This is a genomic window from Pseudomonas sp. IT-93MI4 (genome assembly GCF_949767635.1).
GTDB lineage: Bacteria > Pseudomonadota > Gammaproteobacteria > Pseudomonadales > Pseudomonadaceae > Aquipseudomonas > Aquipseudomonas putida_A.
In genome coordinates, this window is record NZ_CATKPP010000054.1 from 13,529 (window position 1) to 37,291 (window position 23,763).

At 59.9% G+C, this 23,763-nt stretch carries 25 protein-coding genes; 9 read left to right on the top strand and 16 right to left on the bottom strand.

Going from position 1 to position 23,763, the window contains the following annotated elements; translation table 11 throughout:
- Window positions 1-42 precede the first annotated feature (42 nt).
- From ACM6I7_RS19195 to ACM6I7_RS19205, 3 genes are all read right to left on the bottom strand, one after another.
- Window positions 43-1,107, bottom strand: coding sequence for a nitronate monooxygenase (locus ACM6I7_RS19195; RefSeq protein WP_115989691.1), 1,065 nt, complete (start codon window positions 1,105-1,107; stop codon window positions 43-45).
- A 101-nt stretch (window positions 1,108-1,208) separates the two neighbouring features.
- Entirely contained in the window at window positions 1,209-1,532 is a 324-nt protein-coding gene (locus tag ACM6I7_RS19200) for a hypothetical protein (RefSeq protein ID WP_414889059.1), read from the bottom strand.
- Entirely contained in the window at window positions 1,487-3,670 is a 2,184-nt protein-coding gene (locus tag ACM6I7_RS19205) for an autotransporter (RefSeq protein ID WP_414889060.1), read from the bottom strand. The genes ACM6I7_RS19200 and ACM6I7_RS19205 overlap by 46 nt, the downstream gene beginning before the upstream one ends.
- Window positions 3,671-3,858: 188 nt before the next feature.
- Between ACM6I7_RS19205 and ACM6I7_RS19210 the strand changes: the two genes are divergently transcribed.
- Entirely contained in the window at window positions 3,859-4,842 is a 984-nt protein-coding gene (locus tag ACM6I7_RS19210) for an MDR family oxidoreductase (RefSeq protein ID WP_414889061.1), read from the top strand.
- Between the two features lie 61 nt (window positions 4,843-4,903).
- On the top strand, window positions 4,904-5,362 hold the full coding sequence (locus tag ACM6I7_RS19215; protein ID WP_139053887.1) for a GyrI-like domain-containing protein: 459 nt from the start codon (window positions 4,904-4,906) through the stop codon (window positions 5,360-5,362).
- On the opposite strand, the gene ada is transcribed toward ACM6I7_RS19215, so the two are convergent.
- The 5 genes from ada to ACM6I7_RS19240 all read right to left on the bottom strand — a co-directional run bounded on the left by ada (window position 5,359) and on the right by ACM6I7_RS19240 (window position 8,492).
- The gene (ada, locus tag ACM6I7_RS19220) at window positions 5,359-6,426 is read right to left on the bottom strand and encodes a bifunctional DNA-binding transcriptional regulator/O6-methylguanine-DNA methyltransferase Ada (protein ID WP_414889062.1); all 1,068 of its coding nucleotides are present in this window, start codon (window positions 6,424-6,426) and stop codon (window positions 5,359-5,361) included. The genes ACM6I7_RS19215 and ada overlap by 4 nt on opposite strands.
- A gap of 86 nt (window positions 6,427-6,512) precedes the next feature.
- Window positions 6,513-7,178, bottom strand: a complete 666-nt coding sequence (gene alkB / locus ACM6I7_RS19225) for a DNA oxidative demethylase AlkB (RefSeq protein WP_414889207.1) — start codon at window positions 7,176-7,178, stop codon at window positions 6,513-6,515.
- Between the two features lie 5 nt (window positions 7,179-7,183).
- Window positions 7,184-7,894: a 2OG-Fe(II) oxygenase gene (locus ACM6I7_RS19230; RefSeq protein WP_414889063.1), complete on the bottom strand. Its 711-nt coding sequence runs from the start codon at window positions 7,892-7,894 to the stop codon at window positions 7,184-7,186.
- A gap of 94 nt (window positions 7,895-7,988) precedes the next feature.
- Window positions 7,989-8,159: a hypothetical protein gene (locus tag ACM6I7_RS19235; protein ID WP_096796544.1), complete on the bottom strand. Its 171-nt coding sequence runs from the start codon at window positions 8,157-8,159 to the stop codon at window positions 7,989-7,991.
- Window positions 8,160-8,189: 30 nt separating this feature from the next.
- Window positions 8,190-8,492 (bottom strand): DUF1883 domain-containing protein, encoded by a 303-nt coding sequence (locus tag ACM6I7_RS19240; protein WP_024164475.1) that lies wholly within the window; start codon window positions 8,490-8,492, stop codon window positions 8,190-8,192.
- 212 nt (window positions 8,493-8,704) lie between these two features.
- Between ACM6I7_RS19240 and ACM6I7_RS19245 the strand changes: the two genes are divergently transcribed.
- Both ACM6I7_RS19245 and ACM6I7_RS19250 read left to right on the top strand, forming a co-directional pair.
- On the top strand, window positions 8,705-9,061 hold the full coding sequence (locus ACM6I7_RS19245; protein WP_027612690.1) for a hypothetical protein: 357 nt from the start codon (window positions 8,705-8,707) through the stop codon (window positions 9,059-9,061).
- 72 nt (window positions 9,062-9,133) lie between these two features.
- A complete protein-coding gene (locus ACM6I7_RS19250) occupies window positions 9,134-9,364 on the top strand; it encodes a hypothetical protein (RefSeq protein WP_027612691.1) in 231 nt (76 codons plus the stop codon).
- A 3-nt stretch (window positions 9,365-9,367) separates the two neighbouring features.
- On the opposite strand, the gene ACM6I7_RS19255 is transcribed toward ACM6I7_RS19250, so the two are convergent.
- A complete protein-coding gene (locus ACM6I7_RS19255) occupies window positions 9,368-9,655 on the bottom strand; it encodes a hypothetical protein (protein WP_115989694.1) in 288 nt (95 codons plus the stop codon).
- 151 nt (window positions 9,656-9,806) lie between these two features.
- Entirely contained in the window at window positions 9,807-9,992 is a 186-nt protein-coding gene (locus ACM6I7_RS19260; protein ID WP_007964653.1) for a hypothetical protein, read from the bottom strand.
- A 258-nt stretch (window positions 9,993-10,250) separates the two neighbouring features.
- Between ACM6I7_RS19260 and galU the strand changes: the two genes are divergently transcribed.
- Window positions 10,251-11,090 carry a UTP--glucose-1-phosphate uridylyltransferase GalU gene (gene galU, locus ACM6I7_RS19265; protein WP_007912230.1) on the top strand — a complete coding sequence of 280 codons (840 nt, stop codon included), beginning with the start codon at window positions 10,251-10,253 and terminating at the stop codon, window positions 11,088-11,090.
- Between the two features lie 341 nt (window positions 11,091-11,431).
- Here galU and ACM6I7_RS19270 read toward each other — a convergent pair whose 3' ends face one another.
- Together ACM6I7_RS19270 and ACM6I7_RS19275 are read right to left on the bottom strand one after the other, a co-directional pair.
- A complete protein-coding gene (locus tag ACM6I7_RS19270; RefSeq protein WP_414889065.1) occupies window positions 11,432-13,180 on the bottom strand; it encodes a phosphoethanolamine transferase CptA in 1,749 nt (582 codons plus the stop codon).
- 199 nt (window positions 13,181-13,379) lie between these two features.
- Complete coding sequence (locus tag ACM6I7_RS19275; protein ID WP_007964649.1) at window positions 13,380-13,562, bottom strand: DUF6026 family protein; 183 nt, start codon at window positions 13,560-13,562, stop codon at window positions 13,380-13,382.
- Window positions 13,563-13,836: 274 nt separating this feature from the next.
- Between ACM6I7_RS19275 and gnd the strand changes: the two genes are divergently transcribed.
- The 3 genes from gnd to ACM6I7_RS19290 are packed head-to-tail and all read left to right on the top strand — an operon-like array spanning window position 13,837 to window position 17,143.
- Window positions 13,837-14,817 (top strand): phosphogluconate dehydrogenase (NAD(+)-dependent, decarboxylating), encoded by a 981-nt coding sequence (gene gnd, locus ACM6I7_RS19280; RefSeq protein ID WP_007964647.1) that lies wholly within the window; start codon window positions 13,837-13,839, stop codon window positions 14,815-14,817.
- The gene (gene zwf, locus ACM6I7_RS19285) at window positions 14,814-16,337 is read left to right on the top strand and encodes a glucose-6-phosphate dehydrogenase (protein ID WP_027612694.1); all 1,524 of its coding nucleotides are present in this window, start codon (window positions 14,814-14,816) and stop codon (window positions 16,335-16,337) included. Before gnd ends, zwf begins: the two co-directional genes overlap by 4 nt.
- A complete protein-coding gene (locus tag ACM6I7_RS19290; protein ID WP_096796547.1) occupies window positions 16,334-17,143 on the top strand; it encodes an HAD family hydrolase in 810 nt (269 codons plus the stop codon). Before zwf ends, ACM6I7_RS19290 begins: the two co-directional genes overlap by 4 nt.
- A gap of 122 nt (window positions 17,144-17,265) precedes the next feature.
- Here ACM6I7_RS19290 and nhaB read toward each other — a convergent pair whose 3' ends face one another.
- The 3 genes from nhaB to ACM6I7_RS19305 form a co-directional block, all read right to left on the bottom strand.
- A complete protein-coding gene (gene nhaB / locus ACM6I7_RS19295) occupies window positions 17,266-18,768 on the bottom strand; it encodes a sodium/proton antiporter NhaB (RefSeq protein WP_414889066.1) in 1,503 nt (500 codons plus the stop codon).
- A 67-nt stretch (window positions 18,769-18,835) separates the two neighbouring features.
- The gene (locus tag ACM6I7_RS19300; RefSeq protein ID WP_414889067.1) at window positions 18,836-20,125 is read right to left on the bottom strand and encodes a hypothetical protein; all 1,290 of its coding nucleotides are present in this window, start codon (window positions 20,123-20,125) and stop codon (window positions 18,836-18,838) included.
- A gap of 278 nt (window positions 20,126-20,403) precedes the next feature.
- Window positions 20,404-20,670 (bottom strand): hypothetical protein, encoded by a 267-nt coding sequence (locus tag ACM6I7_RS19305; RefSeq protein WP_003225374.1) that lies wholly within the window; start codon window positions 20,668-20,670, stop codon window positions 20,404-20,406.
- Window positions 20,671-21,016: 346 nt separating this feature from the next.
- Here ACM6I7_RS19305 and ACM6I7_RS19310 point away from each other — a divergent pair, with 346 nt between their 5' ends.
- Window positions 21,017-22,342 carry a sigma-54 dependent transcriptional regulator gene (locus ACM6I7_RS19310; RefSeq protein ID WP_027612698.1) on the top strand — a complete coding sequence of 442 codons (1,326 nt, stop codon included), beginning with the start codon at window positions 21,017-21,019 and terminating at the stop codon, window positions 22,340-22,342.
- A gap of 86 nt (window positions 22,343-22,428) precedes the next feature.
- Here the strand turns inward: ACM6I7_RS19310 and ACM6I7_RS19315 are convergent, their stop codons facing one another.
- Window positions 22,429-23,751, bottom strand: a complete 1,323-nt coding sequence (locus ACM6I7_RS19315; protein WP_096796550.1) for a transporter — start codon at window positions 23,749-23,751, stop codon at window positions 22,429-22,431.
- Window positions 23,752-23,763: the final 12 nt, after the last annotated feature.

A 23,763-nucleotide genomic window follows, 5' to 3' on the forward strand; every position in this document is an offset into this window, starting at 1 on the left:
GAACACAGGGTGAGGTGGTGCCATGTCTCACCCTGCGCCGGATCAGCGGCGGAGCAGTTTTGCCAGAGCGCCATCCGCCAGTTGCCGGGTCAGATCAGCGCTGTTCAGCTCTTCGCCCAATGGGAACGCCTGACCGGCCCAGAGGTTGCTGAACTGCGCTTCACTTTTGGCACGCAACGGTATCAGCGCCCCGCCGGCCAGCGGGAAGGCCGGAGCTTTCGGTGACATCGGGCCGATTTCGCGCATCACCCGATTGAGAATGCCGCGAGCCGGGCGGCCGGTGAACAGGTTGGTAATCGCGGTTTCGCTTTCCTTGGCGCTGCGCAGCGCCTGGTGATGCGAGGCGCTGACTTTCGCTTCCGGCGTGAACAGGTACGCGGTGCCAACCTGCACCGCCGATGCACCCAGCATCAACGCCGCCGCCACCCCTCGCGCATCGGCAATGGCGCCGGCAGCGATCACCGGCACCGTGACCGCATCGACAATCTGCGGCACCAGCGCAAAGGTGCCGACCTGACTGCTCAAGTCATCGCTGAGAAACATCCCGCGATGCCCGCCAGCCTCGTAACCCATGGCGATGATCGCGTCGCAACCGTTTTGCTCAAGCCACAGCGCTTCATCGACAGTGGTGGCGGACGAGAGGATTTTCGCGCCAGTGGCCTTGACCCGATCCAGCAGAGATTTTTCCGGCAGACCAAAGTGAAAGCTCACCACCTCAGGACGAAACTCTTCGAGCACGGCGCACGCTGCCGCATCGAATGGCGCGCGGTTGGAAACCGGTGTCGGTGCGTCGAAATCCACGCCCAATTCGCGGTAGTAAGGCTCCAGCAGGTTTTTCCAGTCTTGCGCGCGCTGTTCATCGGCGGCCGGTGGCTGGTGGCAGAAGAAATTGACGTTGAACGGTTTGCGGGTGTGCTCGCGAATGGTCTTCAGCTCTTCGCGCAACTGCTCGATGCTCAGCATTGCGGCAGGCATCGAACCCAAGCCGCCGGCGTTGCACACGGCGATCACCATTGCCGAAGTCGTGGCGCCGGCCATCGGGGCCTGAATGATCGGCAGCTCGATGCCGAGCAGGTCAAGAATGCGAGTGTCAGGCCATTGGCTCATGAAAGCGGTTCTCCGAACGATGAAACGGGGCAGGGACGGCAGAGCCGGTTTTTTAACAGCAAAACCGGACTCGGGGCCAGTCTGAATTTTCAATGCAGCCATCAGCGGCGATGAAAACCGCCACCCCCGCCGCCCCCAAATGAGCGGTTCATGACTTGCGAGGAATTGTGAAAGTTGTTGGTGCGCTGGTTGCCGAAGTTGCGCGCAACAGACTCGCGATTGAGGTTCTGCAGTTGCGCATTGTTGTTGACCGGCGCCGTGCGGGCCGGGCTGCCCTTGACCATCGATTGCCAGCCGTTGTCGGTTTTCTTGTAGACGTTGCCGTCGCGCCCGGCATAGACGTTGTCGCCAACCCGTGCGGCGCCGCCGTTGCGGCCTTTCACGCCGGCATACTGCGTGGTCTTGTCGGTGTTGGGGTTGTACACCGCGCCACGATTGGCGGTGACCTGGGTGCCGGTGCGAGCATTACCTGCGGTGACCCGGCCACCGGCGATGGCGCCGCCGTTCGGCCCGACCACTTCACCGCTGCGTCCAGCCGCGTAGTTGCCGGTGTAGGCGTTGTGCACCGCGCCGCGTTGGCCTGCCGCTGCAATGCCGGTGCGCGAGTTATAGGACGAACCAACCTGGCCGGCCCAGCGATGCCGGTCCAGGCGTTGTAGCCGGCGCCATAGCGGCTGACGGTCGCGCGATCCCCCCACTGCCGATAAATATTGCCGGTGGTGCCAGCCCAACCACCGGGCCCCCAGGCCACAGCTCCGCCGCGATAACCATAAGCGGCGCCACCCCAGGCCAGTGGCGCCGGATACAGGCGCGGCCCCCAGGCATAACCCCAGCCGTAATTGCCCCACCATGGATAAGCGCCCCAGCCCCAACCCATCGCCACGGTGTTGCCGCCCCAGCTCCAGCCGAAGCCGAAACCGAAGGTCCAGCCTGTCCACGGCGTATAGCGCATGGCGACGCCGAAACCGTAGGTCACCGGTGGCCCGTACCAGACGCTGCCGACCCACGGCGTGTACGGATAACCGGTGCCGTAGACCACCACGCCGGTGGCCGGATCCAGATTCGACCCTTGATAACCCGGGGTATAGCCGACCACCACGGTGTCACCGCTGGACTCATAGACTTTGACGTAGGTGAGGTAATGCATCGGCGAACTCGGCGGGATCGAATAGATCACCGCCGGCACCGAACTGGCGACGCTCCATGGTCCGTTCACCGAGGTGGCGCTGAACCAGATACCGTTTTCCACCGCATACCAGTTGTCGTTGTCGACACGAATAATCGGCGTCGCGCTGTTGACCACGTACTGCAGGGATGTGCCTTTGATTGCCTTCAACTGCGGCTCGCCGTCGAACTGCGGCGCGGTCATTTTCACAGCGCTCTTCTTGATCGCCGAGGTTTGCGGGATGGTCGCCGCGATCGCGGCTTCCTTGGCCTGCGGTGTGCCGGCGACCGAAGCCTTGACGTTCTCTTTCGGGCTGTCATCCGGGATGTTGGCGAAATCTGCCGGTAGTTTGTCCGCTGGGGTAAACGTCCATGGGCCGCGCATGTCGGCAGCGCGAAACCAGCGCCCGGAGATCAGCACGTAACTGTTCTGGTCACCGATTTCCTTGAAGATGTGCCCGGTGGTGTTGCTCACGTAGAGCAGGCTGGTGCCCTGAATCGGTAGCCACTGCGCTGCGCCGTCGGTGACGATCAGTTCAGTGGGCGTGGTGGCGATGAAAATTTTCGGCTGCGGCGGTCTGGCCAGATTTGGCACCTTGTCTTTCGGATCACTCTGCCCGGTCAGCAAATCGACCTGACGGCTCTGGATCGCCGCCTGTTTGGCCTTCTCCAGATCGGCTGGCGGCGAGGTCAGACGAGTGTATTCGCCGCTGAGGCTGTCAGCGACCATCCAGCCATCGAACACATGCAGGTAGTGCTTGCCCTCGGCGTCCTTGAGCAATAGCGGGCGGGTGTTGATCACCCGTTGCAGCGCGGTGCCATCGACCGCCCGGTACACGGCGTCGCCATCGATGTAGACGAGCAGTGCGGGAACGTCGGAACTGATGATTGTCGGCGGGGTGTTTTGCAGTGGCGCGCTGTCGGCTTTCTGCTCGGCCGACAGTACGCCGACGGAGGCTTCAAGTTGATCGAGGGAAATGGTTTTCTTGCGACTTTCGGCATCTTTCTGCAGCGCGCCGAGCCAGACGTCGGCCTGACTGGCATCGGCAGGGAAGTCGGCCTTGATGATCTTGTACTGATCCAGTGCGACCCAGCGCGTGGCTTTGTCGACCAGCGTGTGCGCGCTGAACAGGACGATGCCGAAGGTGGGTTTGCCGTCGGCGCCGGTGGCTTCGACGGCAGCCCGGGCATTGAGGGTGTAGCCATCCCAGCTGTCGAGTTGCGGCTGGTACACGGTCAGTTTGGCCTTGCCGCTGGTGATCACTTGCGGCCACGTCGGAGCGCTGGCGGCAGCGTCGGCAGCAGCAGGTTTGCTGGCGGTAGCCGGGGCCGCCCAAGTGTCGCCAACCGTCAGCAGGCACAGCATCAGTATCGCAAGCAACGAGCGCGGGTAAGACATTGTCAGCTCCATCGACAGGGCCGCTTTCAGCAGGATGGCAGCGAAAGCACGACCGTCGAAAAAGCATAGCCGCCCGCTTCACAATTACCGGGCGGATTCGCGAGTTGGCGCAAAGTCGGGTGGGGCAATGTGTTGCTTTGTGTTATTTCAGGGCACGAGGATTTGAATCCATTGATTGAGAGGCAGCCATGTTCAACGGCATTTTGATCGACAAAGACGACAGCGGTTACCGCGCCAGCCTGCAGCAGATCAGCGAAGCGCAGTTGCCTGAAGGCGACGTGACGGTGAAGGTCGCGTACAGCACGCTGAACTTCAAGGACGGACTGGCGATTACCGGCAGCAGCCCTGTGGTACGCAAGTTTCCGATGGTGCCGGGGATCGACTTGGCGGGCACGGTCGAGGTCAGTTCGCATCCCGATTACCAGGTCGGTGATCAGGTGCTGCTCAACGGCTGGGGCGTGGGCGAAAGTCACTGGGGCGGATTGGCGCAGAAGGCGCGGCTCAATGGCGACTGGCTGATTCCGTTGCCCAAAGCCTTTACCGCCGCGCAAGCCATGGCCATTGGTACCGCCGGCTACACGGCGATGCTGTGCATTCTGGCGCTGGAGCGCAACGGCGTGACCCCGGATCAGGGCGAAGTGCTGGTGACCGGCGCCAATGGCGGGGTGGGCAGTTTCGCCATCGCCTTGCTTAGCAAACTTGGTTATCGCGTTGTGGCGTCCACGGGCCGGGTGTCCGAGCATGAGTACCTGAAACAACTGGGCGCCAGTGAGATCATCGACCGCGCAACTTTGTCTGAGCCGGGCAAGCCCTTGGCTAAGGAACGCTGGGCCGCAGTGATCGATTCGGTCGGCAGTCACACCTTGGCCAACGCCTGTGCAGGCACCCGCGCCGAAGGTACGGTGGCAGCCTGCGGTCTGGCTCAGGGCATGGATTTCCCGGCATCGGTGGCACCGTTCATTCTGCGCGGAGTGACCCTGGCCGGAATTAACAGCGTGACCCAGCCCAAAGCGCGGCGGATCGAGGCCTGGGCGCGTCTGGCCAAGGATCTGGACTTCGCCCTGTTGCCAGTGATCAGTCACGAAATCGCCCTGAGCGAGGCCATCGACGCGGCGCCAAAACTGCTCGCCGGACAGCTTCGCGGCAGGGTTGTGGTCGACGTCAATCGCTGACAGAGTAGGCGTCATTGCGGCCCTGTGTGGCCGCACTTCTATACAGGGAGCCGCAATTTCGATGGATTTGAAACGACAGCAAATCGACGCCTTCACCGTTGCTGGCCTGCAGGTTCGCACCACCAACGCCGCAGAGCACCAACCCGAAACCGCGAAAATCGGCCCGATGTGGGGCCGGTTTTTCGGCGAGGAGTTGGCCGAATCCATTCCCGGCAAGTCAGCCCATTCGCCGATTTATGGCGTGTATTCGGCTTACGAGTCGGATGCTTCGGGTGCGTTTGACGTTACCGCTGGCGTTGCCGTGAATGCTTCAGTCAAAGACTTTGAGTCCGTGCGGATCGAAGCGGGCGAGTATCTGGTGTTCGAAGCGCAGGGGCCGTTGCCAGATGCGGTCATCTCGACCTGGGGAAAGATCTGGGACTTCTTTGCAGCCAATCCGCAGATTCAGCGCCGTTACGCTACCGACTTCGAGGCCTATACCGGCCCCGAGTCCGTGTCGGTCTACATCGGCGTGCGCTAAGACTGGGTTTCGCGTTCCAGCAACTGGCGCTTACGCTCTACGCCCCAGCGATACCCCGACAGATTGCCATCGCTGCGCACCACGCGATGGCAGGGGATTGCTACAGCCAGACGGTTGGCGCCGCAGGCTTGCGCCACGGCGCGCATGGAGGTCGGCGCGCCAATGCGCTGAGCGATTTCGGCGTAACTGGCGGTGCGACCCACTGGAATCTCCCGCAACGCCTGCCACACCCGTTCCTGAAACGCTGTGCCACGCACATCCAGTGGCAAGTCGAGGCCTAGCGCTGGCGCTTCGATGAAACCCACCACTTTGGCGATCAATTGCTCGAATCCGGCGTCGGCGCCAATCAGGTTTGCGTTGCGGAACTGATCCTGCAGATCGCACACCAGTTGATGCGGATCGTCGCCCAACAGAATCGCGCACACGCCGCGCTCACTCTGTGCCACCAGAATCGCCCCGAGCGAACATTGGCCAACGGCAAAATGAATGTCGTTGTTGCGACCGGCAGCGCGGTAGTCGCCGGGCTTCATGCCCAGTACCTTGTCGGCTGACTCATAAAAGCGGCTGTTGGAATTGAAACCCGCGTCGTACAGCGCATCGGTCACCGTGCCGCCATCCGCGAGCCGTTCACGCACCCGGCGCGAACGATGCGCCGCCGCGTAACCCTTTGGTGTCAGGCCGGTTGCGGCCTTGAACACCCGATGAAAATGGAAAGGACTGAGGCCGGCGGTTTCGGCGAGTTCATTGAGTGCGGGCACTGTTTCACTCGACTCGATCTGCCGACAGGCCATCGCCACGGTCGCGGCGTGCTGGCTGGCGACGTCAGTCTGATCTTTGCTTGTGCGTTTGCTTGGGCGGTAGCCCGCCGCTTCGGCAGCTTCGGCGCTGTCGAAAAATTCGACATTTTGCGGTTTGGGCAAACGTGAAAGGCTGCTGGGGCGGCAGTAGATGCCGGTGGTTTTCACCGCATAGACAAACTGCCCGTCGGCCTGTGGGTCCCGTGCAACGACGGCGGCCCAGCGTGGATCGGTTTCAACGTTGATGAGGGGTGAAAGCTTTTTCATGGCGAGTAGTCCGTTGACCTGTTTGATTCAGGTTAACCAGCGGCAATGTTGGTAACACTCCGGGCCTTGCGGTCAAACTTTTCAGATCACCCGGCGACACGCAAGGTCAGGTTGATCCGGCGTTCGCCCAACTGCGGATGCCGCCCGGGTTTGATCGGCAGCACGCCGTGAAAGCGCAAGCGATCAACCCCGCCCCAGATCACCATGTCGCCATGCAGCAGAGGAATGCGCTGGCTTTTGTCGCTACGGGCAAAACCACCGAACAGGAACATCGCCGGCAACCCCAATGACAGCGAAACGATGGGCGCCGCGTAGGCATTTTCGTCTTTGTCCTGATGCAAAGACATTTTCGCGCCGGGGACATATTGATTGATCAGGCAGGAGTCTGGATGAAAGTCGGCAAATTCAGCGCGCTGTGCTGCTTTGCGCGCCAGTTCTGACAACACTTCTGGCATCGCCGGCCAGGGCTGGCCACTCAGCGGGTCGACGGTGCTGTAGCGATAACCGCTATGGTCGGTGATCCAGCCCAGGGTTCCGCAACTGCTGGTGCCCACCGACATGCTGAAACCGCCCGGGGTCATCATGTGGCGCAACGGTGCTACGGCGAGAATGGCTTCCAGCGCTGGCAACAGTTGATCGATCACCGGCAGGGCGAAGCCGCGCAACACCCACGATTGTTCGCCGATCTGCTCGGCGCGGGGTTGTTGCTCGGGTTCGTGGTCGGCGAACAGGTCGAAGGTGGTCGGGTGCATGGTGTTCATGATGCGTCGTGGAAGATGATGCCCAGAGTATGCCGATTTCCGCTGTGCAGGCGACTGACGCCGTGACGCATGGTCACTCGATAATCGCCGCGAGTGCCGCTGACCGGACGCTGGTTGACTGCAAATATAACCGCGTCACCCTTGTGCAGAGCCACAACGTGCGGGCGCGACTGCATGCGTGGACGCTGCTCGGTCAGAACGAACTCGCCACCGGTAAAATCCTCTCCGGGCTGCGACAGAAGAATCGCCACTTGCAGTGGGAAAACCAGTTCTCCGTACAGATCCTGATGCAGGCAGTTGTAGTCCTGCGGGCCGTATTGCAACAGCAAGGGTGTCGGCCGCAGCTGGCCGGCAGCCTGACAGCGCTGCACAAACTCGGAATGGGTTGCGGGAAAGCGTACAGGCACATTCATGCGTTCGTACCAGCGGTTGGCAAGCGGCACCAGGCGCGGGTAAAACGCAGTGCGCAGACGTTCGATGGCTGTCGGCAGGGGATAGCTGAAGTACTTGTATTCCCCGCGACCGAAACCGTGGCGGGCCATGATGACCTGCGAACGAAACGGTTCGGTCTGCGAATACAGGGCGCTCAAGCGTTCACAGGTTTGCGCCGACAGCAACGAGCGGACGATGGCATAGCCATATTGATCCAGATGCTGTTCGAGGCTTGCACAATCGAGCGCATCCAGCCGAGACGGGGACATTGACATGCTGACTCCTGAACCCTTTGGTCGAGGCTGTCAGTCTGGGCAAATACCGGCGGCAGAACACTCCGCCGCTTGCGGTCGAATCCCGAGTGTTGCGTTACAGGGCTTTGCTCACGGCGATGTCGCTGATCACGTCTTCGGTGGTGCCATGGATGGCGTCCAGTGCGGCCTTGGCCTCTTCGACGGTGCCGTTTTCCAGTTGCGCGAACTCGAAACGGCGTTCACCGTTGAGCTTGTATTTGATGACGTATTTGGTCGTTTGGGCCACGGTCGTGCTTACCTTTGCGTTAGGGGCGACTCAGCTCAGTTTGGAGCTGGAGCGGCGGATGATCTTGATCGAGTGGGTCAGGGTCGGCTTGCGCGTGACGCTGATGGCGCGACGGTTGACGGTGTCGATGGTGATGTTCCAGAAACCGGTGCTCGGCGCGGTGATGCGTGCAGGAAACGTGTCGAAAGCGCCGCCGTGGTAGGTGTGGCGGCCGCCGTTCTTGAACGCGCGGAAGTTGGCGTCGTTCATCAAGCGGATGTTGCAGGTTTGCGAGCATTGGATGACGACGATGTCGTCTTCGTTGAGGTGCTCGCGCTGGTGAATGAATTTCATGGGCGCCTCCAGAAGGGCTTTTTCTACTAAATCAAAACGATAGCATGTGCGATTGGCGCAGTTTATCAGCCCGAACGGGTTATTATCCCGCCGTCGAGCGCTGCTTTGACAATTAAAAACAGTTATTCGCGATTCCATGCGGGTTTAATGGAGTAAGCCTCGGAGAAAAATGGCATTACTGCTGTCCGAGGGTCTTTATGGGAGGTATTTGTATGAAGTGGGGTGTGGTGTGTCTGCCGTTGATGTTGGTCGTGGGTGGTTGCGCGAGTGTTTCCGAAATCAACGAAACCTTGCCCACCATGAGCGTGATTTCCGGCAAGAAACCCCATGAGTATGCTCAGTGCCTGGCCGACAAGCTTGCCAACAGCCGCGGCGCGCTGCAGATGCAGCCGCACAAGGATGGCGTGCGAGTGATTGTTCCCGGGAAATTTTCCACTGGCGCGGCTGCGGTGTTTGATATCGAAGACCGTTCCGGCGGCAGCAGCATCAAGCTGCATGAGCGGATGTCCAATGTGCCGGTTCGTCCCCGTGACGTGCAAAACGCCGCCAATGCCTGTATTTCCGGCTGATAGAATAGCGTCCATCAGCACCGATGCCGTCACAGTCCTGCTGTGACGGCATTTTCATTTCTGGAGTCGCGCATGAAGCGAGAGCAAGTACGGGAACGGCATGCAGAGGGCCTTATCTCTGCCACGCATGTGATTCAGAACCCGGCGAACTCGGGCGAGTGGATCGTGTTTTTCAAGAAGAGCGCCGGTCGCAGCTATTTTCTGGTGGACGATAACGACGAAGTCGAATCCTTCGCCCGGCTCGACGACCTGATCGAGATCGTGCGCGGGCTCGGGATCAAGTTCGCCGAGATCCACATGTAGGGTCTATTTGCAGACCACCACCACACTGCGGTTCTTGTAGTTGCCGACGTCGACCCCCAGGGTTTTGTCACTCTCCTTGGGCGCCGGCGTGCCGTCGGTACCGACGATGCGATAGCCGGTGCCGGCGCAGGAGGCGTCAGCCTTCTCGTAGCAGGTGGCCCAGGAGTTGGCTTCCCCGGAGCAGTCGATGCTTAAGCCCTGTTCGCCGTTGTTCAGGTAGGTGGTTTCCGAGGTGGCACAGCCACCGAGGGCCAATACCGCGATCAGCGGCAGCATTTTGTTCATGTTCATAAGTGTGTCGTCTTCAGCGAGGGAGGGGCTAAACGCTCTGACAGCGCCAGCATGAAAAGGTTATAGCGATTGGCCACTTGTTTTCATCATGCTGCGAGCGGCCACAAAAAAGCCCTGCACAAGGGCAGGGCTCGGCGCGTGTCGCAACAGATCAGTCCTGATCTTTGCCACGGCGTTTGGACGACGCAGGGGTGTCGGTGAATACCGACGCTACATCAGTCGCCAGCTGCTCGCTGTCGAAAGGACCAGCGATGTGTTCGCCATTGGTCGTGGTCAGGTTCCACTTGCCGTCTTTCTTGTCGATCACATACCCGTTGATGATTTTTACCGCGGCCATCTATCTGTCTCGTTCGCTGGTTCAAAGGCGCCATGATACCGACAAATCCTCACATTGGGGGATGATGAGCGTATGGTGATGCAGCGCATTTGCGTGTTTGAGCTACTCTGTTTTCGCGGGTCGAAGTCGCCAACGGAACTATCGGCGAGAATATTTCTCTATGTTGGCATCGGTTAGCCAGTGCGGGGCATTGTAAGGTGCACGCCGCCTGATTAGACTGCGCCGAAACTCGTACACACAGCCCTTTCAAGGACTTATATGATCAAGAAATGCTTGTTCCCAGCAGCCGGTTACGGTACTCGCTTCCTGCCAGCGACTAAAGCCATGCCCAAAGAAATGCTGCCGGTGGTAAACAAGCCACTGATCCAGTACGGCGTTGAAGAAGCTCTGGACGCTGGCCTGACTGAAATCTCGATCGTGACCGGTCGTGGCAAGCGCGCTCTGGAAGACCACTTCGACATCAGCTATGAGCTGGAAAACCAGATCAAAGGCACCGACAAGGAGAAATACCTGGTCGGCATCCGCAAGCTGCTCGACGAGTGCTCGTTCTCCTACACCCGTCAGACTGAAATGAAAGGTCTGGGCCACGCGATCCTCACCGGTCGTCCGCTGATCGGTGACGAGCCGTTCGCCGTGGTGCTGGCGGACGACTTGTGCGTCAACCTCGAAGGCGACGGCGTACTGACCCAGATGGTCAAGCTGTACAAGCAGTTCCGCTGCTCGATCATCGCCATTCAGGAAGTCGATCCGCAGGAAACCAGCAAGTATGGCGTGATCGCCGGCGAGATGATCCGCGACGACATCTACCGCGTACACAGCATGGTCGAGAAGCCAAAGCCGGAAGACGCGCCGTCGAACCTGGCGATCATTGGTCGTTACATCCTGACCCCGGACATCTTCGATCTGATCGAGCAGACCGAGCCAGGCAAGGGTGGTGAAATCCAGATCACCGACGCCCTGATGAAGCAGGCCCAGAACGGCTGCGTCATGGCCTACAAGTTCAAGGGCAAGCGTTTTGACTGCGGTGGCGCTGAAGGCTACATCGAAGCCACCAACTTCTGCTTCGAGAACTTCTACAAGACCGGCAAGGCTTACTGATAGCGCCGGACCTGCATCGCGAAGGGTGTGAAAGCACTCAAGTGAACGCATCCACAAACGCCCCGACTTGTTCGGGGCGTTTGATTTTGTGCTGGAACAATCCTTGATCCTGGTGGTGCAATTTACTGGCGCCTTCTGAGCGCGCTGGCTGCTCTTTCAGGGAGGAGGGTACGTGCGAGCATGCTGGCTGCTCCGATTTCCCTCAGGCGGTACAGTAGAGCCCCATAAAGCGGGCTTCCTGAACGCCCAAAACGAAAAAAGCTCCGTATCTTGCGATACGGAGCTTTTTCTTTATGCGTTACACCGGTTGCGATCTCTCGAAACCGATGCCTTCCGAGCGGTTACTGCTGCACGACATTCGCTGCGGCAGGGTCGACCTTTTTTGGCTTCATCAGGCTGAAGTCGATCAAGGCGCGCTGCTCGCGTTCGTACGGGTTGCCGATCATCAGCGGACGCGGTTTGAAGCTGTCGCTGACCAGACTCTTGCTGCGGTCCAGTTCATCGAAACTTAAACCGGCCATGTCCGCCCAGGTGTGGATCAGGTGCGAGCTGCTGTACGGCCGGCCGAGGTCGGCGGCGAAGTTCCAGTCGTGGTTCTCGCGCCATTTCGGTGAAGCCCAGGCCATGAATGGAATGGTGTACATCGGCGCGGTCGGTTTGTTCTCGTTACGGCCGAGGGTGTTGTGGCCGGCGGAGTCGAACACGTCTTCACCGTGGTCGGAGAGGTACAGCAGGAAGCCGTTCGGATCGGACTTGGCGTAGTCCTTGATCAGGCTCGATACCACGAAATCGTTGTACAGCACGGCGTTGTCGTAGCTGTTGTAGGTCGGCACCTGATCGTCACGTACGCCGGCCGGCACGCCGGTACGGTCCTGGAACTTGTCGAAGGTCGGCGGATAACGGTACTGGTAGCTCATGTGAGTGCCGAGCAGGTGCACGACGATCAGCTTGCGCTGCGCCGGGTCGGTCAGCGCCTTGTTGAACGGCTCGATCACATCACCGTCGTACTGCGCGGCGTTCTGGTTGCGGTTGTTGTTCAGGTACACCTGCTCGTCGGCCTGCTCGGAGAAGGTCGTGAGCATGGTGTTGCGCTTGGTCATGGTCTGCTGGTTGGTGATCCAGAAGGTCTTGTAACCGGCCTGTTTCATCATGCTGACCAGCGACGGCGTGGACAGGTACAGATCAGGATTCTCTTCGTCGGCGAAGGTCAGGACCTGCTGCAGCGCTTCAATGGTGTAAGGGCGCGGGGTGATGACGTTGTCGAACACCGCGAGCTGATCCTTGAGCTTGTCCAGTTCCGGGGTGGTCTTGCGTCCATAGCCGTACAGGCTCATGCGCTGACGGTTGGTCGACTCGCCGATCACCAGCACCAGGGTCGACGGTTTATCTGCATCGGCCACCTTGAGGTTATGCAGCGGCGGCACCTTGCTCGCGCTGTGCAGCATGTCTTGCATGCCGGCCAGGGTGTCGAGGTAACGGTGGTAAGCCACCGCCATCTGCCAAGGCACGGCTGGCTCGATACGGTCTTCGAACTTCTCGAAACCGCCGGCGAAACTGCCGGTACGCTGGGTCTGTTTGATCAGCGGGTAGCCGACTACGGCGAAGACGATCGCGATCGCAGCCACGAACGCGCGGCCTCGGGGCATGTACACCGGGCGCAGGCGGGTCCACAGGAAATAGGCGAAAGCGGTATGGGCGAGGAATGCCGGGATCATCCACCAGGCGAAGTACTGGGTCATGTATTCGCCGGCTTCAGAGATGTTCGACTCGAACATGATGAAGATGACGCTTTGCGAGAATTCCTGCTGATAGATGAAGAAATAACCCAGGCTGGCCATCGAGCAGGCCCACAGGACGATACCGATCAGCGCGGCCAGCAGTTTGGTGCGTTTGGGAAACGCCAGCATCGGGGCGAGCCACAGCGCGCTCATCACGAAGGCCTGACGGAAACCGCTGAAGCCGGAGGTGCCGGTCAGCTGAATCAACAGTTGGGTGATGCCCGAGAAATACCAGAAGAAAGCGAACAGCCAGAGAACCCCGGCCCAGTCGAAACCTGTCGCAGTCGTTTTGCTGCGTTTGAACAATGCCATTCAGCACTCCAGCTCATCGTCACTAACCACCGTCGGAGCGCTACATCAAACCGACGAACGGAAGCCGCGCGCAAACGCACGGCCAGAATGGGCCGGAGTATCACCAAGGCAGTGTGAAAACTTCGTTAGTTGCTGATCAGGGGCAGGGGAGCATCATGTCGGGAACGACAGGCGCCGTTCCCGAAGCTGGCGGGGCAGGTCAGGCGTGCGGATGGCGCTGGACCACCGGCAGAGGTTTGGGCTGAGCGCCCTGGGTCAGCGAGCGCAGCTGCGCCAGCTCCTGCTTCAACTGGTCGCGCTCGTCTTTCAACTGGCGCAATTCATCGCGACGGATCGTGACGTACAGGGTTTGTGGCGGCATTGCTGTGTGTACTGTGCCCATTGCTCACCTCGCAAATGGCGTGTCTCAACTGCAAATCGTCCCCGCGTCGGGGCTACTGACTTGCTATCGGCGCCAATTTTGATTTCTTTTGCCCGTGAATGGAACTTTTTTATTTTTCATGGTCGGTGTGTCTTCGGCAGGATTCGGGGCGTTATCAGTCTGGATCGGGCACAATGCCCGGAAACTTCATCGCAACGCTCTGGACTAACCTCCATCAGTCGCGTTGGGCTATAACCAATGACACACATTTATTTGTAGTAAGGAGCATCAGCACATGCAACTCGGGATTATTGGACTGGGCCGCATGGGCGGCAATATTGCGCGACGTCTGATGCTCAACGGTCACACCACCGTTGTTTACGACCGCAATACCGCTTTCATCGATAACCTGGTCGCCGAGGGCTCCACCGGCGTTGCCGACCTGCCCGCTCTGGTGGCAGGCCTGGCCAAGCCACGTGCCGTATGGGTCATGCTGCCGGCCGGCGCGCCGACCGAAGACACCATCAACACTCTGAGCGACTTGCTGGAAGCCGGTGACACCATCATCGACGGCGGCAACACCAACTATAAGGATGACATTCGCCGGGCGAAAACCCTGGCCGAGAAGGGCCTGCACTACATCGACGTCGGTACCTCCGGCGGCGTCTGGGGCCTGGAGCGCGGCTACTGCATGATGATCGGCGGCGACGCCGAGACCGTGAACCGTCTGGACCCACTGTTCGCAGCGCTGGCGCCGGGCATGGGCAACATACCGCGCACCAAGGATCGCAAATCCGAGGATCACCGCGCCGAGCACGGATACATTCACGCCGGTCCTGCCGGTGCCGGGCACTTCGTGAAGATGATTCACAACGGCATCGAGTACGGCATGATGGCCGCCTTCGCAGAAGGCTTCGACATCCTCAAGACCAAGTCCAGCGAGCGTCTGCCGGAAGATCAGCGTTTCGACCTGAACGTGGCCGACATCGCCGAAGTCTGGCGCCGTGGCAGCGTGGTCTCGTCCTGGCTGCTCGACCTGACCGCCGACGCACTGGCCAGCGATCCGAAACTCGACGGCTTCTCCGGTTCGGTGGCTGACAGCGGCGAAGGTCAATGGACCATCGAAGCGGCCATGGAGCAGGCGGTGCCGGTTCCGGTGCTGTCCAACTCGCTGTTCTCGCGCTACCGCTCGCGCGGTCAGGGCACTTTTGGCGACAAGATTCTTTCGGCCCAGCGCTTCGGCTTCGGCGGCCACGTGGAGACACCGAAGAAATGACCCATACGATCCGCAGAAAATCCAAGGCAGAACCCGCACCACCGACCACGCTGTTTTTGTTCGGTGCCCACGGCGACCTGGTCAAGCGCTTGCTGATGCCGGCGCTGTACAACCTCAGTCGCGACGGCTTGCTGGACGAAAATCTGCGGATCGTCGGCGTTGATCACAACGCCATTACCGATGAAGCTTTCGCGCAAAAACTCGAAGACTTCATCCGTACCGAAGTGGCGGCGAAAGTCGGCAAGGGCGATCAGATGCTTGATCCGGCTTTGTGGGCCAAGCTCGCCAAAGGTATCAGCTACGTCCAGGGCGACTTCCTGGACGACAGCACTTATTCCGCGCTGGCGGCAAAAATTGCCGACAGCGGCACTGGCAATGCGGTGTTCTACCTGGCCACCGCGCCACGTTTTTTCAGTGAAGTGGTACGCCGACTCGGCTCGGCCAAACTGCTGGAGGAAACCCCGGAAGCGTTCAGAAGGGTGGTGATCGAAAAGCCGTTCGGCTCCGATCTGCAAACCGCCGAAGCGTTGAACGCCTGTCTGCTCAAGGTCATGTCGGAGAAACAGATCTATCGGATCGACCATTACCTGGGCAAGGAAACCGTGCAGAACATTCTGGTCAGCCGGTTCTCCAACAGCCTGTTCGAAGCATTCTGGAACAACCATTACATCGACCACGTGCAAATCACCGCGGCAGAAACCGTCGGCGTCGAAACCCGTGGCAGTTTTTACGAGCACACCGGTGCGCTGCGTGACATGGTGCCCAATCACCTGTTCCAGTTGCTGGCGATGGTCGCCATGGAACCGCCGGCCGCGTTCGGCGCTGACGCCGTGCGCGGCGAGAAGGCCAAAGTGGTCGGCGCGATCCGCCCGTGGAGCGTTGAAGAAGCGCGAGCCAATTCGGTACGCGGTCAATACCGCGCCGGTGAAGTCGATGGCAAAGCGTTGAATGGCTATCGCCAGGAAGCCAACGTGGCGCCTGACAGCAACACCGAAACCTACGTCGCGCTGAAAGTCATGATCGACAACTGGCGCTGGGTCGGCGTGCCGTTCTACCTGCGTACCGGCAAGCGCATGAGCGTGCGCGACACCGAGATCGTCATCTGCTTCAAACCGGCGCCGTACGCGCAGTTCCGTGACACCGAGGTCGACGAGTTGCAGCCGACCTATCTGCGTATTCAGATCCAGCCTAACGAAGGCATGTGGTTCGACCTGCTGGCCAAACGGCCGGGGCCGGCGTTGAACATGGCCAACATCGAGCTGGGTTTTGCCTACAAGGATTTCTTCGAGATGCAGCCGTCCACCGGCTACGAAACGCTGATCTACGACTGCCTGACCGGCGACCAGACGCTGTTCCAGCGCGCCGACAACATCGAGAACGGCTGGCGCGCGGTGCAGCCCTTCCTCGATGCCTGGCAACAGGATGCGAGCGTGCAGACCTACGCTGCCGGGGAAGACGGCCCACAAGCCGCCAATGATCTGCTGACTCGCGACGGTCGCGTCTGGCATGGTCTGGGATGAGTGAGTCGATCCGCTTTTTACTGAGTGACATGGACGGCACGCTGTTGCTGCCCGATCACAGCCTGAGCCAACGCACCATCGACGCCGTTCGTTCGCTGCGCGAGGCCGGCGTGTTGTTCAGCCTGGCCACCGGGCGCCCACCCAAAGCCATGTTGCAGCAGATCGAAGCCTTGGGTGTCGATCTGCCGACCGCCGCCTTCAATGGCGGCACCATCGTCAATCCGGATGGCAGTCTGTTGGTGGCGCATTACCTGCCGGTGCCGACCGCGCTGATTGCTCTGGCGTTGTTCGCTGACCAGCCGGATGTGGAGATCTGGGTGTTCAGCGGTGGCGACTGGTTGCTCAAGGATCCGCACGGGCCGATGGTGCCGCGCGAGCAGCACGGCCTCGGTTATCCGCCGGTGGTGGTCGAGAGTTTCGAGCCGTACCTGGAGCGCATCGACAAGATCGTCGCCACCAGTAACAACACCGATCTGCTGATCGAGCTTGAGGCGCGCCTGTTAGCCAAGGTCAGCGGCATGGCTCAGGTTTCGCGTTCGCAACCGGTGTACCTGGACGTGACGGCGCTGGAGGCCAACAAGGGCACCGCACTGGCAACCATTGCCGCGCACCTCGATATCCCGCTGGCGCAGACCGCCGCGATTGGCGATGGCGGCAACGACCCGGCGATGTTCCATTGCGCGGGATTGTCGATTGCCATGGGGCAGGCGGAAGAGGCGGTGAAGCGCCAGGCTGACGTGGTCACCGCGCCAAACACCGACGACGGCGTGGCGCAGGCGATCGAGAAGTACATCCTCGGTCGCTGAACTCACCCCAAAAACAAATGTAGGAGTGAGCCTGTTCGCGATTGCAATGTATCAGTCACCATTTCTTGGGCTGACACACCGCTATCGCGAGCAGGCTCACTCCTACAGTTTATTCGGCGTAATTACAGCCAGTAGCTGACGGCGTACCAGCCCAGCAGGCCCATCACTACGGTGTACGGCAGCGCCATCCACACCATCCGCCCGTACGACAGGCGCACCAGCGGTGCAATCGCCGAGGTCAGCAGGAACAGGAACGCCGCTTGGCCATTAGGTGTCGCCACGCTTGGCAGATTGGTACCGGTGTTGATCGCGATCGCCAGGGTCTCGAAATGCTCGCGGCTCATGTGCCCGGACAGGAAAGCCTGTTTCACTTCGGTGATGTAGATCGTGGCGACGAACACGTTATCGCTGATCGCCGAGAGCAGGCCGTTGGCGATGAACAGCATGCCCGGCTGTTGTTCCGCCGGCAGCGCCAGCACCCACTGGATCAACGGCGCGAACAGTTGCTGATCGTGAATCACCGCGACCACGGCAAAGAACACCACCAGCAATGCAGTGAACGGCATTGCGTCCTTGAACGCGCTGCCCAGACGATGCTCGTCGGTGATGCCGGTGAACGCAGTGATCAACACGATCACCATCAAACCGATCAGCCCGACCTCCGCGACGTGAAACGCCAGGCAGCCAATCAGGATCAATGCGGCAGCGCCTTGCACCAGCAGGGCGGCACGCTGACGCGGGGTGCGTTCGGCATTGTCTTCGGCGGCGTAATTGGCCAGCACGGCGCGGACGTTGTCCGGCAGCAGGGTGCCGTAGCCAAACCAGCGCAGTTTTTCCAGCAGCACGCAGGTCACTAGACCCGCCGCCAGCACCGGCAACGAAACCGGCGCGACTTTCTGGAAGAACTCTGCGAAGTGCCAGCCCATTTCATGACCGATCAGCAGGTTCTGCGGCTCGCCCACCAGGGTGCAGACCCCACCGAGTGCGGTGCCGACCGCGCCGTGCATCAGCAGGCTGCGCAGGAATGCGCGGAATTGCTCCAGATCTTCATGGTGCAGGGCCGGCAGATGGCAGTCGTCGCTGAATTCGCTGTCCTGACGCGGATCATTGCCCGAGGCCACGCGGTGGTAGACCGAATAGAAGCCGACCGCCGCGCTGATGATCACCGCGGTTACGGTCAAGGCATCGAGAAACGCCGACAAAAAAGCTGAGAGAAAGCAGAACATCAGCGCCAGCAGCGCCTTGGAGCGCACGCCCAGCAGCAACCGTGAGAACAGAAACAGCAGCAGATCCTTCATGAAGTAGATGCCCGCGACCATGAACATCAGCAGCAGGATCACCGGGAAGTTGTGCACCAGTTCATCGTACAGGGCCTGTGGTGAGGTCATCTTCAGCAGCAGGGCTTCGATCAGCAACAAGCCACCGGGCATCAGCGGATAGCACTTGAGAGCCATGGCCAAAGTGAAAATGAACTCGATCACCAGCAGCCAGCCGGCGGCGACCGGGCCGACAGTGAACAGCACCACGGCGTTGAGGATCAGGAACCCGACGATGCACGCCTTGTACCAGCGGGGCGAGTGCCCGAGAAAATTATGCGCGAACGCCTGGGCCAGTGAACCGGACATCGGTTGCTCCTTGTATTAAGAAGCGCGCAAGTTGCCGCATGTGTCTGGCAAGTTCAAGTCCGGGAAGTTATTGATTCAGATAGCGCGCGACCATGGCGCGGTAGTTGCCGTCGAGCGAGTAGCCGCCGACAAGAATTTTCCGGTCTGGCTGGATCGCGAGAGAATTGGCGGTATCCAGGCTGCGGCCCAGGCGCGTGCGCAACCAGCCGTGGCCGTTGCCGAAGCTTCGGTCGAGATGGCCATCAGCTTTATAGCGAGCAACGATGAAGTCGGCCTCGACGCCGCCGATCGTTGCACCCACCGCCATGATCCGACCATCCGCCATGCGTTGCGCTGCGCTCCACTGGCAGCCACTGGGGCCGATTTCCAGCAGATGCGGGTGGCCAGTGTCGTTGCGCCAGTCCGGGCGGCCGTTAGGATGCAGGCTCAGTGCCAGGCAGCGGATCGGATCGCGACTGCTGCCAAAACAGTGCAGATGTTCCTTTGACTCGATGACCTGACAGACCATCGCGCTTTTGCCGTTGGCTTTGAAAGCCAGGAAGCCATCCACCGCGAAGCGCTCATCAAGACGCCCGTCAGGCAGGTAGCGCGCCACCAGCCCCTCTTGGGGAAAATCAATTGAGCCGGCGACAAGGATCCGCCCGTCCTTCTGCAATACGAGGCTGCTGAGCCACGTGTTGAGCAGCAAATGTCGAATCATCACGAAACCGCGCCCATTGAAGCTTTCATCGAGCGTCCCGTCTGGTGTCAGGCGGATCAGCATTCCGGCATGGTCGGCGAGTTCGAAGTGGTGATTGGCGATCAGCAGAATATGCCCGTCGTCCTGCACGGCGATGTCACAGGCTTCAGCCCCCGGTACGCCGGGTGGCAGCCAGCAATCGCGGGAACCGATGGACAGGTCGCCGGGCAGGCGCACTACTTTGCGGCCATTTTCACCAAAGCTCGGGTCGGGGATACCCTCGGTGCTGAACAGGGCAAGGGCTGGCAGGGTGCGATGGGCGTTTTGATAATGCAGCCCGGCCAGCAGGATTCGTCCGTCGGGCAATACCTGGACCTTGCCACCGGTGGCCTCAAAACCGCGTTCGAACTCGCCAATCACGCTGCCATGCTGGCCGAAAGCGAGGTCGGCCGAACCGTCCGCGAGTAGGCGTGCCAGACCGAAACGACTGCCTTGCGCAGTGCCGACCTTGGCGGCGACCAGCACGCGCCCCTGTCGATCCAGTGCGACACCCTGAGTCATGCTGGAAACACTGCCGGCGAAATACACTTGGGCAACGCCAGTGTTGGCAAATTGTTTGTCGAGTTGCCCGGAACTGTTGAGTAGTGCCGGGCGCGCAAAGGCGTTCTCGGGTGACATGCATGCCTCTCCTTGCAAGTTGACCAGGCCCGAATGGGCGGTAACTGCATGAGCGGAACATTCAATCCCTGAATACACGCAAGTTCAACTGACAGAACTAACAGGTGGAGGGTCGCACTGTGCCATAACAGTGTCTTTTTGAACCAAACGAAAGCCTGCCAAGCAGTGGCGCCTGGCAGCTTGAAGAAAGTTGTACAGAAGCATTGAAGATAAACAGCAGCGGATAACTAACAAAGAACAGAGCGGATGACGTGAAAGTCATCCGCATCAGCCTCTGATCAATGTGGCATCGACCACGATTGCAGCAGGTAACCTTCTTTGCTCAATTCGGCGCGGGCCTGTTGCAACAGCAGTTCCAGTTGCGCCGGATCGGAGTAGGCGCTGCTTGGAATCTGCTGGCGACCGATGTGCGAGTTGGTACGGTCGATGACGGTCAGGTTCAGTTCGCCATTGCCGTCTTGTGGGGCCCAGGCCACGCACTGAAAGGGTTTGAACGCGTGGTTGGCAATCAAAAGAGCTTCGTTGATACGGAGCGGGGCGGTCATTGGGGTCTTCTCTCTGTCGTGCCCAATCAAGTGATGTGCCGTCGGTTGGGCTTACCGTTCGGCTGGTTACTTGTACTGATGCACGCAACCCCGTGGCAGGTCACACACGAAACAGAGAAATTTCATCTTAATTGCTCAGGATCAACATTCCGAACGATTTTGAAAGCCTGGTGAAAGATAGCAACTCGATAGCTGACTAATAAACTTGCTTCTTATAACTCGTTAGCTTGTACACCTATAAGCAATCGATACAAGGCCCTGTCAATTTCTTGCTAATGTTACAGTCGGGTCTGCCAAATGACTGTTTTTACAATAATTTCCTTAAATTTGGCGCCAAGGAACAGTCATGATCGAAGCGCCTGCGTTACGACGTTTATTGGTGGTCGACCCGTGCGACGACTGTCACCGGTTATTACCTGGTTTGCGCTCGGTGGGCTGGGATGTCGACAGTTGTAGCCTGGAAAATGCCGCCGATCGGACATGCGATGTCGGACTGCTGCGACTGCAACCTTTTCACCTTGAACGTCCCGAAGCGGTCAAGGAACTGATCAGCCGCAGCGGCACCGAGTGGATCGCGGTGTTGAACCAGGAAGTCCTGCGGTTGCAGAACGTGGGTGACTTCGTTTGCGAATGGTTTTTCGATTTCCACACCTTGCCGTTCGATGTCTCACGGGTTCAGGTGACCCTGGGCCGCGCGTTCGGCATGGCGCGTTTGCGCGGGCAAGGCACGATTCACGTCGACCAGCCGGAACATGAGCTGCTCGGCGACAGCAAACCGATCCGCGAGCTGCGCAAGTTATTGAGCAAACTGGCGCCGACTGAATCGCCGGTACTGATCCGCGGTGAAAGCGGCACCGGTAAAGAACTGGTGGCGCGCACGCTGCATCGCCAGTCCCAGCGCCACAGCAAGCCGTTCGTGGCGATCAATTGCGGGGCGATTCCCGAACATTTGATTCAGTCCGAACTGTTCGGCCACGAAAAAGGCGCTTTCACCGGTGCGCATCAGCGCAAGGTCGGGCGCATCGAGGCCGCGAATGGTGGCACGCTTTTTCTCGATGAAATCGGCGATCTGCCGCTGGAATTGCAGGCCAATCTACTGCGTTTTCTGCAGGAGAAACACATCGAGCGCGTGGGTGGCAGCCAGCCGATCCCGGTGGATGTTCGCGTGCTGGCGGCCACCCACGTCGACCTCGAAGCGGCGATCGAGAAAAAGCGTTTTCGCGAAGACCTGTATTACCGCCTCAATGTGCTGCAAGTGGTGACCGCGCCATTGCGCGAGCGCCACGGTGATCTGTCGATGCTGGCCAACCATTTCTCGCATTTTTACAGCCACGAAACCGGCCGCCGCCCGCGCAGCTTCAGTGAGGATGCGTTGATCGCCATGGGCAAGCACGACTGGCCAGGCAACGTTCGAGAACTGGCCAACCGCGTGCGACGGGGTCTGGTTCTGGCGGAAGGCCGACAGATCGAAGCCCGGGATCTGGGATTGCTCAGCCAGCACACGATTTCGACGCCGATGGGTACGCTGGAAGACTACAAGACGCGCGCTGAACGCCAGGCGCTGTGCGATGTGTTGAACCGTCACAGCGACAACCTGAGTGTCGCGGCGAAGGTGCTGGGAGTGTCGCGGCCGACGTTTTATCGGCTGCTGCACAAGCATCAGATTCGCTAGAGAACAAAGCTCAAAAGATCGCAGCCTGCGGCAGCTTCTACAGGGATTACCTCTGTAGGAGCTGCCGCAGGCTGCGATCTTGTGCTTTAGAAGTAGTACGGGAATTTCAGGCTGAAGGAGAAGTCCGGGGCATCGTCGGTCATGCCGATCGACAGGTTGGGCACGATGGTCAGGTTATCCGTGGCGGCAATGGTCATGCCGACGTTGAAGTAACCGGCGTTGGCGTCACTGGAGACCACCGATTGCCAATCACCGCCATCCTGTTTCAGCTTGCTCTTGCGTTGCACCAGGTCAGACACCGAGAACGACATACTCATCTTTTCGTTCAGAGCGAACGCAATACCGGCGCCGATCTGGAAGCTGTCGCCAATCTTTACCTTGCCCGGGTTTTTCTGGTTGACGGTCGAACTGATGTCGTCGAACGACTCCTCCAGGTTGTGGGTGTAGGACAAGCTGCCGAACAGCACTGCCGGGTCGAACGTCTTGACCAGCGAAACCCCGGGTGTGATCGACCAGACACCGTTACCGGTTGGCAGCGTGTCAGGCACGAACAGGTTGGAGTTGGCGTCGGTCTGGCGCAGTTTGATGCCGAACGGATCCTTGCCGGTTGGCGCCTTGACCCGCAGGGTGACCACGGCGTCCGGGGTGTTGACCGACTCGTCGAGGAACTTGTAGGCAATACCGAAGTTGACGTCGCCGAGGGTTGGATCACGCGAAACATCCTGTTCCGTCGTGACGTTGGACGCACCACCGTTGCCGCCACCGGACTGGTAGGTCGATTCGCGGTAAACCACCGGCACGTTCACGTCGAACTGCCAACGGTTGTCGAAGTTGTAGCGCCCGGTCAGGTCCAGCGTCCAGGTGTCAGCCTTGATCCGGTCGAGGTTGATGTTGCCGAGAAAGATCGAGTCCAGCGCGAGGAAGCCGTTGAGGATCAGTTGCCGGGTGTCGTAACGCGAGTAGGTCACACCGGTTTCAAAGCTGAATTTGCCGCCGCCGAAGAAGCCGCTGGCCTCGTCGTAGAGGTTGGACACACTCTGGGCCGGTTGCGAGTCGTCGGCCAGCGACTGGCCGTAAGAAGCGCCACTCCCCCCGGCCGCGCCCCCCGACGCTGCTGCGGCACCGGTACCAGGCGCTCCGGTACTGGTAGCGACTTTTGGATTGCCTTTCATGTCAGACGGCGACTTGGCCAAGCGTTTGGGTTGCGGGGCTGCCGGTTGGTCCTCGACCTGACGGACCCGTTGTTCGAGCACCGCCAGGGCCTTTTGTTGTACTTCGTATCGTTGCTTCAGCTCCAGAAGTTCCTGTTTCAGGGTCTCCACATCTGCGTCGGGTGCTGCTTGCAGCATCGCCGCAGGTAGAAGAGTACTCAGACATACAGCGGCACGCAGTGATACTGATCGATACATGAATAAGCCGTC

What these genes read in the sequence shown, in the direction of transcription:
- ACM6I7_RS19195 (WP_115989691.1), bottom strand. Translation starts at nt 1,107, where the DNA reads ATGAGCCAATGGCCTGACACTCGCATTCTTGACCTGCTCGGCATCGAG.
- ACM6I7_RS19205 (WP_414889060.1), bottom strand. Translation starts at nt 3,670, where the DNA reads ATGTCTTACCCGCGCTCGTTGCTTGCGATACTGATGCTGTGCCTGCTG.
- ACM6I7_RS19210 (WP_414889061.1), top strand. Translation starts at nt 3,859, where the DNA reads ATGTTCAACGGCATTTTGATCGACAAAGACGACAGCGGTTACCGCGCC.
- ACM6I7_RS19215 (WP_139053887.1), top strand. Translation starts at nt 4,904, where the DNA reads ATGGATTTGAAACGACAGCAAATCGACGCCTTCACCGTTGCTGGCCTG.
- ada (WP_414889062.1), bottom strand. Translation starts at nt 6,426, where the DNA reads ATGAAAAAGCTTTCACCCCTCATCAACGTTGAAACCGATCCACGCTGG.
- alkB (WP_414889207.1), bottom strand. Translation starts at nt 7,178, where the DNA reads ATGCACCCGACCACCTTCGACCTGTTCGCCGACCACGAACCCGAGCAA.
- ACM6I7_RS19230 (WP_414889063.1), bottom strand. Translation starts at nt 7,894, where the DNA reads ATGTCAATGTCCCCGTCTCGGCTGGATGCGCTCGATTGTGCAAGCCTC.
- ACM6I7_RS19240 (WP_024164475.1), bottom strand. Translation starts at nt 8,492, where the DNA reads ATGAAATTCATTCACCAGCGCGAGCACCTCAACGAAGACGACATCGTC.
- ACM6I7_RS19245 (WP_027612690.1), top strand. Translation starts at nt 8,705, where the DNA reads ATGAAGTGGGGTGTGGTGTGTCTGCCGTTGATGTTGGTCGTGGGTGGT.
- ACM6I7_RS19250 (WP_027612691.1), top strand. Translation starts at nt 9,134, where the DNA reads ATGAAGCGAGAGCAAGTACGGGAACGGCATGCAGAGGGCCTTATCTCT.
- ACM6I7_RS19255 (WP_115989694.1), bottom strand. Translation starts at nt 9,655, where the DNA reads ATGAACATGAACAAAATGCTGCCGCTGATCGCGGTATTGGCCCTCGGT.
- ACM6I7_RS19260 (WP_007964653.1), bottom strand. Translation starts at nt 9,992, where the DNA reads ATGGCCGCGGTAAAAATCATCAACGGGTATGTGATCGACAAGAAAGAC.
- galU (WP_007912230.1), top strand. Translation starts at nt 10,251, where the DNA reads ATGATCAAGAAATGCTTGTTCCCAGCAGCCGGTTACGGTACTCGCTTC.
- ACM6I7_RS19270 (WP_414889065.1), bottom strand. Translation starts at nt 13,180, where the DNA reads ATGGCATTGTTCAAACGCAGCAAAACGACTGCGACAGGTTTCGACTGG.
- ACM6I7_RS19275 (WP_007964649.1), bottom strand. Translation starts at nt 13,562, where the DNA reads ATGGGCACAGTACACACAGCAATGCCGCCACAAACCCTGTACGTCACG.
- gnd (WP_007964647.1), top strand. Translation starts at nt 13,837, where the DNA reads ATGCAACTCGGGATTATTGGACTGGGCCGCATGGGCGGCAATATTGCG.
- zwf (WP_027612694.1), top strand. Translation starts at nt 14,814, where the DNA reads ATGACCCATACGATCCGCAGAAAATCCAAGGCAGAACCCGCACCACCG.
- ACM6I7_RS19290 (WP_096796547.1), top strand. Translation starts at nt 16,334, where the DNA reads ATGAGTGAGTCGATCCGCTTTTTACTGAGTGACATGGACGGCACGCTG.
- nhaB (WP_414889066.1), bottom strand. Translation starts at nt 18,768, where the DNA reads ATGTCCGGTTCACTGGCCCAGGCGTTCGCGCATAATTTTCTCGGGCAC.
- ACM6I7_RS19300 (WP_414889067.1), bottom strand. Translation starts at nt 20,125, where the DNA reads ATGTCACCCGAGAACGCCTTTGCGCGCCCGGCACTACTCAACAGTTCC.
- ACM6I7_RS19305 (WP_003225374.1), bottom strand. Translation starts at nt 20,670, where the DNA reads ATGACCGCCCCGCTCCGTATCAACGAAGCTCTTTTGATTGCCAACCAC.
- ACM6I7_RS19310 (WP_027612698.1), top strand. Translation starts at nt 21,017, where the DNA reads ATGATCGAAGCGCCTGCGTTACGACGTTTATTGGTGGTCGACCCGTGC.
- ACM6I7_RS19315 (WP_096796550.1), bottom strand. Translation starts at nt 23,751, where the DNA reads ATGTATCGATCAGTATCACTGCGTGCCGCTGTATGTCTGAGTACTCTT.